Genomic DNA, 13,772 nt, shown 5'->3' with positions numbered 1-13,772 from the left:
ACCGCCCGGTGCCATCATTGCAACCCCGCCAAGTGTTAACGTGCAACCGGCCTGTAACAGCGGACGTCACCGAACTGCACACCGCTGGTGCGCGACTGCTACAGGCGGCACCGTTTCAAGGCTAGCCGGTGCACGGAAAAACACCTCTGTTTTGGCTGTTCCGGCCTCTTCGCGGGCAAGCCCGGACACAACAAGCCCCAAAAGGCTGGCACAATGTCCGCCATTCGCCGCTTCCGGAGCCCCACTTGATGAGCGAGAGCGCATTCGCCGAGCGCATCGTGCACAACCTGCTCGACACCGACTTCTACAAACTCACCATGATGCAGGGTGTGCTGCACAACTACCCGGACGCCGACGTCGAATGGGAATTCCGCTGCCGCAACGGTGAGGACCTGCGCCCTTATCTTGGCGAGATCCGCCACCAGCTCGAACTGCTCAGCGACCTCACCCTGGATGATGGCCAGCCGGCCTTCCTCGAGCGCATCAGCTTCCTCAAGCCCGACTTCCTGCGTTTCCTGCGGTTGTTTCGCTTCAACCTGCGCTACGTGCGCATCGGCATCGAAAACGACCAGCTGTTCCTGCGCCTGAAAGGCCCGTGGCTGCATGTGATTCTGTTCGAAGTACCGCTGCTGGCCATCGTCAGCGAAGTGCGCAACCGCCACCTGCACCCACGCATGCGCCTGGCTGAGGCCCGCGACCAGCTGTACCGCAAGTTCGACTGGCTGCGCGCGCATGCCAGTGACGATGAACTGGCCGAACTGCAGGTAGCCGACTTCGGGACCCGGCGGCGCTTTTCCAGCCGTGTGCAGGAAGACGTGGTGCGGGTACTGCGCGACGACTTCCCGGGCCGCTTCGTCGGCACCAGCAACGTCGACCTGGCATGGAAACTGGATATCAAGCCACTGGGCACCATGGCCCATGAATGGATCATGGCCCACCAGCAACTCGGCCCACGCCTGATCGACAGCCAGATCGCCGCGCTGGACTGCTGGGTGCGCGAATACCGCGGGCTGCTCGGCATCGCCCTTACCGACTGCATCACCATGGATGCCTTCCTTGGCGATTTCGACCTGTACTTTGCCAAGCTCTTCGACGGCCTGCGCCACGACTCCGGTGAACCGGTGGCCTGGGCCGAGAAAGCCATTGCCCACTACCAGAAACTGGGTATCGACCCGATGACCAAGACCCTGGTGTTTTCCGATGGCCTCAACCTCACCCGTTCGCTGGAAATCTTCCGTGCCCTGCGCGGTCGCATCAACGTCAGTTTTGGCATCGGCACCAACCTGACCTGCGACATCCCGGGTGTGGCCCCGATGAGCATCGTGCTTAAAATGACCGACTGCAACGGCGCGCCAGTGGCCAAGATCTCGGACGAAGCCGCCAAGACCCAATGCCGCGACGAGAACTTCGTCGCCTACCTGCGCCACGTATTCAAAGTCCCCAGCAAGGAGTAACCCATGCAAGCGGTTCAGCAAGAGATTGCACAGGCACTGAAGGTACAGCCGCCGTTCGCCGACACTGCCGCGCTTGAGGCCGAAGTCGCCCGGCGCGTGGCGTTCATCAAGGACTGCCTGGCCAACGCCCGGCTCAAGACCCTGGTGCTGGGCATCAGCGGTGGCGTCGACTCGCTGACCGCCGCCCTGCTCGCCCAGCGCGCCATCAACGAGTTGCGCGCCGAGACCGGCGACAAGGCCTACACCTTCATTGCCGTGCGCCTGCCGTACCAGGTGCAGCATGACGAGCATGACGCCCAGGCCTGCCTGGACGTGATCAAAGCCGATGAAGTGCACACCGTCGACATTGCCCCGGCAGTGAGGGCGCTGGCCGCTGAGGTTGTAGAACTGAAGAATGGCTCGCCAACCCTGGTGGACTTCGTGGTGGGCAACGTCAAGGCGCGTACGCGCATGGTCGCCCAGTACACCATTGCCGGCGCACGTGCGGGCCTGGTGATCGGTACCGACCACGCCGCCGAGGCGGTAATGGGCTTCTTTACCAAGTTTGGTGATGGTGCCTGCGACCTGGCGCCGCTGAGCGGGCTGGTGAAAAACCAGGTACGGGCCATTGCGCGCAGCTTTGGTGCGCCGGAGTCACTGGTGGAGAAGGTGCCGACCGCAGACCTTGAAGACCTGGCGCCGGGCAAGCCGGACGAAGCGTCCCATGGCGTGACCTACCAGCAGATCGATGCCTTCCTGCATGGTCAGCCGGTTGATCAGGCGGCATTCGACATCATCGTTGCCACCTACCGCAAGACCCAGCACAAGCGCGAACTGCCGTTCGCCCCCTGAAGCTAAGGGGCCGCCTTGCGGCCCCTTACCCGCTTACTTGACGACGACCTTGCCCTTCATCATCGAGATGTGGCCCGGGAAGGTGCAGAAGAAGCTGTAGTCACCACCGGCTTCCAGCTTGGTAGCGTCGAACTTCACTTCGGTTTCTTTCTCAGGCGCACCGATCATCTTGGTGTGAGCGATGATCGCGGCGTTGTCAGCCTTGATGTAGTCCTTGTCCAGGCCCTGGCTCATGCCTTCGGTAGCAATGCCCTGCATGTCGGCAGTCTTGCTGATCACCAGATTGTGGCCCATCACGTTCTTCGGCAGGTTGCCCGAGTGGGTCAGTTTGACGGTGAATTCCTTGCAGCTCTTGTCGACGGTGATTTCCTTGGTGTTGAAGGACATCTGGTCGGTCGAGTCGACAGTTACCGAGCACTCGGCGGCGAAGACAGAGGCGCTGGCGAGGGTCAGCAGGGATACCGCTACAGCTTTCGCAAACATCATGAATCTCCTTGGCAGGGTTTTATCAATTGCGAGACTGCCTGAAACCGTTCAGCCCCTTGCTGATATGGGTCAAGGGGGTGTCAAGAGGCCAGCCAGTAGAATTGTTCAATGGATTGTATACAACCAATCTAAGGGCACATCATGCCCTTTTATTAGACGATGGGACAACCTCTCATTTAGGAGCAATACCAAATGCCCATCTCTGCCTTCCTCAATAGCCTGCTCGCCGCCTATGCCCACGGGGCTACCGGCGCCATCTGCGAATTCTCCCGCCCGGAATGAACGCGGCCTTGGAAGCAACGGGCATGCGCCGTACCCTGTGCACCTGAGTGACAGGAGATGAGCAATGCCCGTACGTTCCGTTTGTGTGTTCTGTGGTGCCAGCATTGGCGCCAACCCTGCTTACCGTGAAGCTGCCGTCGCGCTCGGCCAGGCCATTGCCCGCCGTGGGCTGACCCTGGTGTATGGCGGCGGCGCCGTGGGCCTGATGGGCGTGGTGGCCGACGCGGCCATGGCAGCAGGTGGCGAGGTGGTCGGCATCATCCCGCAAAGCCTGCTGGACGCTGAAGTCGGCCACAAAGGCCTGACGCGCCTGGAAGTGGTCGATGGCATGCACGCGCGCAAGGCACGCATGGCCGAGCTGAGCGATGCCTTCATCGCCTTGCCGGGTGGGCTGGGTACGCTGGAAGAATTGTTCGAGGTATGGACCTGGGGGCAACTGGGCTATCACGCCAAGCCGCTGGGGCTGCTCGATGTGAACGGCTTCTACGACAAGCTGGGCGGGTTCCTCGACCATATCGTCGAAGAAGGCTTTGTGCGGCAGCAACATCGGGCGATGTTGCTGCTGGCGCAGCAGCCGGATGAACTGCTGGATGGCATGGACAGCTTCATTGCGCCGGTGGCGCCGAAGTGGGTCGACAAGAAGCCTGATTGACCTTGAGATTTCGGGGCTGATTTGCAGCCCCGAAATTCATCAATCAGCGCGGGATCACTGGCTGACGCGGCTTCTTGTTGCCCTTGCCACCCTTGGCTGCTTCCTTGCGCTCTTTGGCCGCCTTCTCGTTACGCGCAAACGCCTCGGCCTTGGCCTTCTCGCGTTTGTCCCACGGCTTGCTGCCATCGCTGGCACGCGGTGGCAGGCCGGTGTGCTGGGTAAGGATCTTCTGATCCTTGCCCACCTTGTGGCTGCCCGCCGGCGTCGAGTTTTTGCGGCGTGCGCTCTGGTAGGTATCGGTCTGCGGCTGGTGCAGCGGGATCAACTGGTGCTTGCCCGGCCCGATCAGGTCGGCACGGCCCATGCGCTGCAGCGCCTCACGCAGCATCGGCCAGCCTTTCGGGTCGTGGTAGCGCAAGAACGCCTTGTGCAGGCGGCGCTGCTCGTCGCTCTTGACGATCTCCACCCCTTCGCTCTTGTAGGTCACCTTGCGCAGCGGGTTCTTGCCCGAGTGATACATGGCCGTGGCCGAAGCCATCGGCGACGGGTAAAACGCCTGCACCTGGTCGGCGCGGAAGCCGTTACCCTTCAGCCACAGGGCCAGGTTCATCATGTCTTCGTCAGTGGTGCCCGGGTGCGCGGCGATGAAGTACGGGATCAGGTACTGTTCCTTGCCCGCCTCTTTCGAGAACTTCTCGAACATGCGCTTGAAGCGGTCGTAGGTGCCGATGCCCGGCTTCATCATCTTGTCCAGCGGGCCACGCTCGGTGTGCTCCGGGGCAATCTTCAGGTAACCGCCCACATGGTGGGTAACCAGCTCCTTCACGTACTCCGGCGACTCGACGGCCAAGTCGTAACGCAGGCCCGAGGCGATCAGGATCTTCTTCACACCCGGCAAGGCACGGGCCTTGCGGTACAGCTCGATCAACGAGCTGTGGTCGGTGTTGAGGTTTTCGCAGATGCCGGGGAACACGCACGACGGCTTGCGGCAGTGCTTCTCGATATCGTGGCTCTTGCAGGCGATGCGGTACATGTTGGCAGTCGGGCCACCAAGGTCGGAGACCACGCCGGTGAAGCCCGGCACCTTGTCGCGCATCTCTTCGATTTCATTCAGGATCGACTCGTGCGAGCGGTTCTGGATGATGCGGCCCTCGTGCTCGGTGATCGAGCAGAAGGTGCAGCCACCGAAGCAGCCACGCATGATGTTCACCGAGAAACGGATCATCTCGTAGGCCGGGATGCGCTCCTTGCCATAGGCCGGGTGCGGCACACGGGCGTACGGCATGCCGAACACGTAGTCCATTTCTTCGGTGCTCATGGGGATGGGCGGCGGGTTGAACCACACATCCACTTCGCCGTGCTTCTGCACGAGGGCGCGGGCGTTGCCCGGGTTAGTCTCCAGGTGCAGCACGCGGTTGGCGTGGGCGTAGAGAACCGGGTCGTTACGCACCTTTTCGAACGACGGCAGGCGGATCACCGATTTTTCACGGGTCACGCTCGGGCTGTCGAGAATCTGCACCACCTTGGCTTCGTTCGGGTCTTCCTGGTCGCCCTTGGCCTGCTCGATCGCGCAGGCCTGGGTGTCCTGGGTGTTCACGTACGGGTTGATGATCTTGTCCACGCGGCCTGGACGGTCGATACGTGTGGAGTCGATCTCGTACCAGCCTTGCGGTGTATCACGGCGCACGAAGGCAGTGCCGCGCACGTCGGTGATGCTTTCGATTTTCTCGCCGTTGGACAGGCGCTGGGCCACTTCGACCACCGCGCGCTCGGCGTTGCCGAACAGCAGGATGTCGGCGCTGGCGTCGATCAGGATCGAGTGGCGGACCTTGTCCTGCCAGTAGTCGTAATGGGCGATCCGGCGCAGCGAAGCTTCAATACCGCCGAGTACGATCGGCACGTGCTTGTAGGCTTCCTTGCAGCGCTGGCTGTACACCAGGCTGGCACGGTCCGGACGGCTGCCGGCCAGGCCACCAGGGGTGTAGGCATCGTCCGAACGCATCTTCTTGTCTGCGGTGTAGCGGTTGATCATCGAGTCCATGTTGCCCGCGGCCACACCGAAGAACAGGTTCGGCTCGCCGAGCTTCATGAAGTCGTCTTTCGACTGCCAGTTCGGCTGGGCAATGATGCCCACGCGGAAGCCCTGGGCCTCCAGCAGGCGGCCGATGATGGCCATGCCGAACGACGGATGGTCGACGTAGGCATCACCGGTCACGATGATGATGTCGCAGGAATCCCAGCCGAGCAGATCCATCTCCTCCCTGCTCATCGGCAGGAAAGGTGCTGGCCCGAAGCATTCGGCCCAGTACTTGGGATAGTCGTAGAGTGGTTTGGCTGCTTGCATGTCAGTGACCGGTTCTGGTGTGCAGGGAAATCGCGGGCGCGGAATATAGCACAAATTTTGACCAAATCCGACTGTCTTCGTGGGGATTGGTGGGGGGGCGACCATTGGATGCGGGCTGCGAAGTGCCTGGCTTGAGGTTTGCGGTGGCGCCCACATCGAGCGCCGCGCGGGCGGCGCTCGATTTCATAGGCGCAGAAAATGTTGTGGCGAACACGTGGCGGCCCTCACACCACCTGAAGCCAAACCCTCACTGCCTCATCCCCAACTCAGCATCATCCATCAGCGCCTTGGCCATCGCACTCGGGTAATGGGTAGCCCAGATCATCATCGGCTTCTCATCCATCACCCGGGTGATGATCAACTCGCGCACATACCCCATCCACTCCGAAGATTGCTCTCGGGCATCTCGTGGGTAAACCCACTGGATTACCACAGACTCTACGACTGGCACCTACCAGTGGGAGCGGTCTTGCCCGCGAAAGGCCCGTCCAGGCGATATATCAATGAGGCCTTACAGCGTGCACCTCCCCCTACATCACATAGAACAAAAAATGGCAGGTTCGAAAACCTCCCGTACACAGCCACTATCAAGCAAGCCCAATGGCTTACGGTGCACAGCATTCGTTCCCTGATCGGGATTAACCAGAAAAACTACATTCGCCAAGACCAATCATGACCCGCCCCTCTGCTGGAGGGTCGTAGTCCTTTAATTATTTTACAAAACATTTATCCCCCTTAACCCTCCATAAGCGTTAACCCATTAATTAATGGATGATTTTTCTACCTCGCAGGAAAATTGTAGGAATAGAACTACGAATACCAGAAAAAATTCCTACGCTAGCTTTCCGCAACAAATTCCGGGCAGCTCTTGAACCAAGAAAAAAACAAGTGATACAAAAGCCCTGCGCAACGAGCGCACTCAAATCAACCTTAAAGGAGCAATAGCCATGGGACGTCGTCGTTCTGAAATCAACATGCCTCAGATCTCTCGCGTGATGAACTACACATTTACCGAATCCGAGGTTGACTTCCTCAACATGCTGTAAGCAATAAGCCAGAAGGGGCTTTGCCCCTTCTAGCCTGACCTAGGAGCTAAAGATGATCACCGAACGCGAGTTGACCACAGAAGAAGCCTACAACCGCCTGACAAAGCTACATCAGCATCTAGGCTTTCACTCGAAAACAAAACTATCAAAAAATAATAACTTGGTCGCCACATGCCACTTATACGACAGCACCTACAGGGAGATCTCTTGCGGAGCAGGAAAGGGGGAGCATTGTGAGCTAGGAGCCCTTGCCGAGAGCCTAGAGCATTACTTCGTCGACAAGGCCATTCCAAACATCATCGAAAGTGACAAAATCCTACAATCCATAGCTCCTTTCGACGACTGGCTACTAAAGTCTATCCCGCCTAGCTGCAAAATACCTTATTTTGCACTTCACGCATTGGACAGCCACAATGAAATAAAAATCCCAGCGATATTGATAGCCCCCTCCTCCAGCAACCTTAAAGCAATTGAGAAAACTGCAGCAGGATTCCTTGCAAAATATGCGAGCAACTCTGGAACAGCTATTGGCTGCACCGAGAGCGAAGCTCTCTTACACACCATAAATGAAGCTATCGAACGTCACGCCTTGTCAATGTACTATCTATCGCTTTGCAAGCTGAACTCACCCCCAGAAATCTATCGACCCTCCAATTCTTTCCTGGAAGAGACTTTTGCACATGACACCAAGCTTCTCTGCCATGCGAAAAAACTAGATATATACTTAACCCACGATTTCTATGACGTTCCATTTTGCATTGCTATTTCTCGCAGCAAAAAAGAAGGCTCTCTCAGCGGCGTCGGCTCGGGAAGTTCCATAAATCCATCCATTGCAATGTACCGCGCTGTAACTGAACAGATGCAGTGCGAACAGCTTTCTGGACCAAAAGAAAAACAAGAAGATCTCACCACGGAGAAAGTGCTCACCTACTCGGCAAAACTTTCCTCACTTCTGCACCCATGCCCTAAGTACAACGTGCCTGAATATCATCCACCTCGTATAGAGCTAAGCGTACGTGGACAGATCAAGCGCACGCTGATCAACCTGGGCAAGGATAATAAAACTGTATTCTACCGCACACTATATGAGCACCCCAACCTCGCCACAGTCGTACAAGTTTTCATACCCGGACTGGAGCGCTTCCACTTGATAAGGTCCGGAATTCCAGTCGCGCCGCAGAGCGCATTCAAAGGCATAAGGCAATGATATGCATATTTACCGAGGCCTCCTCGCCGCCCTGAGCGCGACCTTAATTCTCAAAGTCGCGACCGTCGTACCTGCCCTGATCCTGGCTGACATTATCGACAACCTGTCTACCTCGGCCACGTCTTCTCTCGTTCTGCTCGGTGCCTTCATATGCCTTGTCGCACTACAAGCCTCGTTGACCCCTTTACAAGCCTGGTGCCTTGCGCGGCTCTGCCAAGAGCGCGTGAAGCAGCTTTCCATGCGCTGGTGCCGAGGGTTGCTGGACAAACGTTTCGAGGCTTATGGACAACTCCATGGCGGAACCTTGGTAAAGGTACTGGATAGAGGAATAACGGCCCAGGAGCGGTGGCTAGGCTTTCTGATTGGCTCGGCGTGGCCGGTCTTGGCCGAAGCAGTGGTGCTGGTCGCGCTGTTTGCGTACCTCGGGGCTACCTCGGTATTGATCGGCCTCGTCCCCTTGAGCTTGGCGTATCTGTGGACAAACGATCGACTGGTGCGCTGGCGTCGCCCCCGTATCGAAGCAGTCAACTCGCGAGAAGACGAACTGGCGGAACAATGGGTTGACACCTTCGCCAGCGCGTCAACGGTCAAGCTGGAAAAGGCCGAGGATGCCGCAATGATTCCGGTCAACCAGACACTATCGGGCTATGCCGACTCGGCGGTAGGGGTTGCCTACAGTGGCGGATGGCTACAGGGCCTGCGCACCCTGTTCATTGGCCTGGGCAGTGGTGGTTTGCTGTTGTGGGGTATCCATGATCAATCCCAGGCAACACCGCATCTGAGCCTGGGCGAGCTTGTTGCCCTCTTTACTCTGGTGAGTGGGTTGCTCGCCGGCGTTGCACAACTGGCGGAAGCCTGGCGATTGCTCGATCAGTTCCGGCTCGACAAACGCAAGCTCGAACACTGGCTGCAACTTCCGGTGTTCGGCCCGACAGAATCCATAAAGGCAGAGCCCTCAGATGAAAACGCAGGGCTTTGCATTACCCCCTGCCAACTCAGCGCTCGAAACGCGCTGCAACTGCTGATCGATGAGCCCTTGGTAATTCGTGCAGGAGAACGGGTTGCGCTGGTTGGGCCCAGCGGGTGCGGCAAGTCCACACTTCTGCATGCGCTGGCAGGAACGGTATTCCAGTTGCGCAGGCATGTTCACTTGCACGGCAGGTGCCTAGCTGCACTCGACGGGCGTGAGCAGTTCAATAGTTTACGACTCTGCCCTCAGGATGCGCACTTCATACCCGGTTCAATGCCCCGGGCGGTATTGTTCGAGCATGCTCATGATCGCGCTCAAATCGAACGATGGCTTGAGTGCCTGGGGCTAAGCAAAGACTGGTACGAGCTTGAACTGGACGCACGCGCAGAATCCATTTCGGGTGGAGAAGCACGCAGGTTGACGTTGCTACGCTTGCTTAACCGGCCCGGCGAATTCAATTTCTTTGACGAGCCCACAGCTGGGCTTGATGCCGGGTCGGCAGAGCGCACCTGGGACCTGTTATTCGAAACATTCCAAGGGAAGGGGTTGATCTGCGTGACGCATGATCAGAGCGCGTTGTCGCGGTTTGACCGGGTTATCACCCTGAGCGAGGGGCGCATCATCAGTCAAGCAAGACCGAAGATCGCTCAGAACACTGAGCCAGCAGGCGCACCGCACACCCTGTGGGAGCGGCTTTAGCCGCGAACACCGGCATAGCCGGTGCATCCTCCGCGATGGATTCTTCGCGGCTGGAGCCGCTCCCACAGAGTTCCTGTTAAGCCGATAGATATTCGCAGCCTAATTAAACCGCGCTTTATTCATCATCATCGAAGTTGTACATACCCGGCGCGAGGTTTTCGAAGCGGGTGTACTTGCCGATGAACGCCAGGCGTACGAAGCCGATGGGGCCGTTACGCTGCTTACCGATGATGATTTCGGCCACGCCCTTGTGCTCGGTCTCGGGGTGGTACACCTCGTCGCGGTACACGAACATGATCACGTCGGCGTCCTGCTCGATTGCACCAGATTCACGCAAGTCGGAGTTCACCGGGCGTTTGTTCGGGCGCTGTTCCAGGGAGCGGTTCAGCTGCGACAGGGCGATGACCGGGCAGTTGAATTCCTTGGCCAGGGCCTTGAGCGAGCGGGAGATTTCGGAAATTTCGTTGGTCCGGTTGTCGCCGGCCGACCCCGGAATCTGCATCAACTGCAGGTAGTCGACCATGATCATGGCAATTTCGCCGTGCTCACGGGCCAGCCGACGGGTACGGGCGCGCATTTCCGAGGGGCTGATACCGGCGGTATCGTCGATGAACAGCTTGCGGTCGTTGAGCAGGTTCACCGCCGAGGTCAGGCGCGGCCAGTCATCGTCGTCCAGCTGGCCGGAACGTACCTTGGTCTGGTCGATACGGCCCAGCGACGAAAGCATACGCATGATCAGCGATTCGCCTGGCATTTCGAGGGAGAACACCAGCACTGCCTTGTCGGTACGCAGCACGGCGTTTTCCACCAGGTTCATGGCGAAGGTGGTCTTACCCATCGACGGACGGCCCGCGACGATGATCAGGTCGGCAGCCTGCAGGCCACTGGTTTTTTCATCCAGGTCAGTAAAGCCGGTGGACACGCCGGTGATATCGCTGTCGGAGTTGAACAGCGTATCGATACGGTCGATGGCCATGGTCAACAGTTCGTTGACGCCGACCGGGCCGCCGGTTTTCGGCCGCGCCTCGGCGATCTGGAAGATCTGCCGTTCGGCATCGTCGAGGATTTCTTCGGCGTTACGCCCCTGCGGGTTGAAGGCGTTGTCGGCGATGTCGGTACTGATGCTGATCAGTTGGCGCAACGTGGCCCGCTCGCGAATGATCGCGGCATAGGCCTTGATGTTGGCCACCGACGGGGTGTTCTTGGCCAGCTCGGCCAGGTACGCCAAGCCGCCGATTTGCGATGAGAGGCCTTCTTTGTCCAGTTGCTCATGCAGGGTCACCACGTCGAATGGCTGGTTGGCGTCGGCCAACTTGTGCACGGCACGGAAGATCAGGCGGTGGTCATGCCGGTAGAAGTCGCCATCCGACACCTGATCCAGCACCCGCTCCCAGGCGTTGTTGTCCAGCATCAGGCCACCGAGCACGGCCTGTTCGGCCTCAATGGAATGCGGCGGCACCTTCAGGGCTGCGGTTTGCAGGTCTAGCTGTTCGGAGGTGGTGATCTCGTTCATGGCCACGAAAGAATTCTGGAGGATGAAAAAGACAAAGGGCACGGCCTGTCGAAAACAGGACCGTGCCCGATGTTAACCGCCCGGCTCGCAAGGAGCCAGCCAGTCAGCGCAGCTTAGGCAGCTACGACAACCACGCGTACGGTGGCTTCAACGTCGCTGTGCAGGTGCACGGCTACGTCGTATTCGCCAACCTGACGGATGGTGCCGTTCGGCAGACGAACTTCAGCTTTGGCCACTTCAACGCCGGAGGCGGTCAGGGCGTCAGCGATGTCGTGGGTGCCGATCGAACCGAACAGCTTGCCTTCGTCGCCAGCTGTGGCAGTGATGGTCACTTCCAGCTCGGCCAGTTGGGCAGCGCGGCTTTCAGCCGAAGCTTTCTTGTCAGCGGCTGCTTTTTCCAGCTCGGCGCGACGCTCTTCGAACGCAGCCAGGTTGGCGGCGTTGGCAACGGTGGCCTTGCCGAATGGCAGCAGGAAGTTACGGCCGTAACCAGCCTTAACTTTTACTTTGTCGCCCAGGTTGCCCAGGTTAGCGACTTTTTCCAGCAGGATCAGTTCCATTTGGTAAAACCTCTTAACTTTTAACCTTCACCGTTCGCGGAGTCATTCCCCTTGGGGGACTTGCGACCGCGAAAATCAATCAGGCTGTCGACAATGGCCAAAACCACCAGCAACGGATAAATCAGCTGCATGATCAGCGGCAGCGTCACGTACATGCCCACCAGCCAGAAACCGGCCAGTCGGCCCTGTGCCACCAGCCCGTGCATCAAGGCGATGCCGGCCAGCACCAGAACCAGGCTGGAAGCCGATGCCAGGATGATGAACTGCGGGCCGATAAACGGCGCCACCACCATCACTGCCACCAAGACCGCCATGGTCTGTTTCGGCAACTTCAGTTCGCGAAACTCGCGACCGAAGCCTCCAGGGTTGTACAACGCTGCCTGCCAGTAGCGCGCCAGCATTAACGCCAACACACTGAACAATTGCACCGTCACTGCTGTGGAAGCGACCAGCACAGGGCGGATCAGCTCACCGGAGAGCACCGGTTGCCCTTCGATTTTGGGCATGGCCTCGGCAAACGCCTTGGCCAGCACATCGAAGGTTTGCGCCAGCGCCAGATCAAGCACGAGGCTAAACGCCACGGCGAACACGGCACTGGCCAGCAACACCCGGCTCCAGGGATGCTCGGCACGCAGCATGGCGGCCAGGGCCAGGGCACCCGCAATCACCAGAAAGGTGATGGGATCGCCCATGACCCACACGGCCAGCCCGGCCAGCAGGCCGCCGGCGATGACCGTTGTAGCATCCTTGAACCCACGCCGCAGCAGCACAAGGCTGCTGGCAGCGGCACTCAACCAGAACAGCAGCGGCAGTACCGCGCTGATGACCACCACCAGGGTGGCCTGCACACGACCGCGCATGATGAAACTTGCTAACGCTCGCATGCTAATCCCTTACTGCTTGTCGACGACCCGGTCTCAGCGGCCGTGGCTGTCGGTGTAGGGCAGCAGGGCCAGGAAGCGGGCGCGCTTGATAGCGGTAGCCAGCTGACGCTGATAACGAGCTTTGGTACCGGTGATACGGCTTGGAACGATCTTGCCGGTTTCGGATACGTAAGCTTTCAGGGTGTTGAGATCTTTGAAGTCGATCTCTTTCACGTCTTCAGCAGTGAAGCGGCAGAATTTACGACGACGGAAGAAACGTGCCATTTAATAGGCTCCTCTAAAGGTCCGTGGATTACTCGTCAGCGTTATCGCTGGAGTCGCTGTCATTGCTGTCGTCGCCTTCGGCGGAGTCAGCATGCTCAGGACGCTCGCGACGCTCACGGCGCTCGCTGCGGTTCTCTTCAGCCTTCAGCATCTCGGACTGGCCGGTAACGGCTTCGTCGCGACGGATGACCAGGTTACGGATAACGGCATCGTTGTAGCGGAAGTTGTCTTCCAGCTCGGCCAGGGCCTTGCCGGTGCACTCAACGTTCAGCATCACGTAGTGAGCCTTGTGAACATTGTTGATTGCGTAGGCCAGTTGACGACGGCCCCAGTCTTCCAGGCGGTGGATTTTGCCACCATCTTCTTCGATCAGCTTGGTGTAACGCTCAACCATGCCGCCGACTTGTTCGCTCTGGTCCGGGTGAACCAGGAAGATGATTTCGTAATGACGCATGAATGCTCCTTACGGGTTAGTAGTCTGCCAGGAAATCTGGTCAGACAAGGAGTGAATGACACTGTATGTCTTGCACGGAGGGGAGGCACATGAGCGCCTGCCAGCTCGGCAAGGGGCGCAATTGTA

The 13,772-nt window shown here is 58.8% G+C and carries 13 protein-coding genes; 5 read left to right on the top strand and 8 right to left on the bottom strand.

From position 1 onward, the window contains the following. Positions 1 to 248: 248 nt before the first annotated feature. Together pncB and nadE are read left to right on the top strand one after the other, a co-directional pair. A complete protein-coding gene (gene pncB / locus FHW75_RS03225; RefSeq protein ID WP_019098912.1) occupies positions 249 to 1,454 on the top strand; it encodes a nicotinate phosphoribosyltransferase in 1,206 nt (401 codons plus the stop codon). Positions 1,455 to 1,457: 3 nt separating this feature from the next. After that, the gene (gene nadE / locus FHW75_RS03220; RefSeq protein ID WP_019098913.1) at positions 1,458 to 2,285 is read left to right on the top strand and encodes an ammonia-dependent NAD(+) synthetase; all 828 of its coding nucleotides are present in this window, start codon (positions 1,458 to 1,460) and stop codon (positions 2,283 to 2,285) included. 33 nt (positions 2,286 to 2,318) lie between these two features. On the opposite strand, the gene azu is transcribed toward nadE, so the two are convergent. Continuing rightward, positions 2,319 to 2,768 (bottom strand): azurin, encoded by a 450-nt coding sequence (gene azu, locus FHW75_RS03215; protein ID WP_025752457.1) that lies wholly within the window; start codon positions 2,766 to 2,768, stop codon positions 2,319 to 2,321. Between the two features lie 349 nt (positions 2,769 to 3,117). Between azu and FHW75_RS03210 the strand changes: the two genes are divergently transcribed. Next, a complete protein-coding gene (locus tag FHW75_RS03210; protein WP_025752455.1) occupies positions 3,118 to 3,705 on the top strand; it encodes a TIGR00730 family Rossman fold protein in 588 nt (195 codons plus the stop codon). 43 nt (positions 3,706 to 3,748) lie between these two features. On the opposite strand, the gene FHW75_RS03205 is transcribed toward FHW75_RS03210, so the two are convergent. Both FHW75_RS03205 and FHW75_RS03200 read right to left on the bottom strand, forming a co-directional pair. Next, a complete protein-coding gene (locus tag FHW75_RS03205; protein WP_025752453.1) occupies positions 3,749 to 6,049 on the bottom strand; it encodes a YgiQ family radical SAM protein in 2,301 nt (766 codons plus the stop codon). Between the two features lie 247 nt (positions 6,050 to 6,296). Beyond that, positions 6,297 to 6,500 carry a DUF3077 domain-containing protein gene (locus FHW75_RS03200; RefSeq protein WP_025752451.1) on the bottom strand — a complete coding sequence of 68 codons (204 nt, stop codon included), beginning with the start codon at positions 6,498 to 6,500 and terminating at the stop codon, positions 6,297 to 6,299. A gap of 647 nt (positions 6,501 to 7,147) precedes the next feature. Between FHW75_RS03200 and FHW75_RS03195 the strand changes: the two genes are divergently transcribed. Both FHW75_RS03195 and FHW75_RS03190 read left to right on the top strand, forming a co-directional pair. After that, positions 7,148 to 8,302 (top strand): YcaO-like family protein, encoded by a 1,155-nt coding sequence (locus FHW75_RS03195; protein ID WP_183673113.1) that lies wholly within the window; start codon positions 7,148 to 7,150, stop codon positions 8,300 to 8,302. Position 8,303: 1 nt separating this feature from the next. Then, complete coding sequence (locus FHW75_RS03190) at positions 8,304 to 9,971, top strand: ATP-binding cassette domain-containing protein (RefSeq protein ID WP_027614867.1); 1,668 nt, start codon at positions 8,304 to 8,306, stop codon at positions 9,969 to 9,971. Positions 9,972 to 10,086: 115 nt separating this feature from the next. Here FHW75_RS03190 and dnaB read toward each other — a convergent pair whose 3' ends face one another. The 5 genes from dnaB to rpsF form a co-directional block, all read right to left on the bottom strand. Then, complete coding sequence (gene dnaB / locus FHW75_RS03185) at positions 10,087 to 11,484, bottom strand: replicative DNA helicase (protein ID WP_025752446.1); 1,398 nt, start codon at positions 11,482 to 11,484, stop codon at positions 10,087 to 10,089. 113 nt (positions 11,485 to 11,597) lie between these two features. After that, a complete protein-coding gene (gene rplI, locus FHW75_RS03180) occupies positions 11,598 to 12,044 on the bottom strand; it encodes a 50S ribosomal protein L9 (protein ID WP_003249568.1) in 447 nt (148 codons plus the stop codon). A 20-nt stretch (positions 12,045 to 12,064) separates the two neighbouring features. Then, positions 12,065 to 12,928 carry a hypothetical protein gene (locus FHW75_RS03175; RefSeq protein WP_019098921.1) on the bottom strand — a complete coding sequence of 288 codons (864 nt, stop codon included), beginning with the start codon at positions 12,926 to 12,928 and terminating at the stop codon, positions 12,065 to 12,067. Positions 12,929 to 12,961: 33 nt separating this feature from the next. Next, a complete protein-coding gene (gene rpsR / locus FHW75_RS03170) occupies positions 12,962 to 13,192 on the bottom strand; it encodes a 30S ribosomal protein S18 (protein WP_003249563.1) in 231 nt (76 codons plus the stop codon). Between the two features lie 28 nt (positions 13,193 to 13,220). Next, a complete protein-coding gene (gene rpsF, locus FHW75_RS03165) occupies positions 13,221 to 13,646 on the bottom strand; it encodes a 30S ribosomal protein S6 (protein ID WP_003249557.1) in 426 nt (141 codons plus the stop codon). Between the last annotated feature and the right edge of the window lie 126 nt (positions 13,647 to 13,772).

Origin of the sequence: Pseudomonas sp. OG7, from assembly GCF_014192825.1 — a bacterium.
Lineage (GTDB): Bacteria > Pseudomonadota > Gammaproteobacteria > Pseudomonadales > Pseudomonadaceae > Aquipseudomonas > Aquipseudomonas monteilii.
This window is presented reverse-complemented; position numbering and strand designations above follow the sequence as displayed.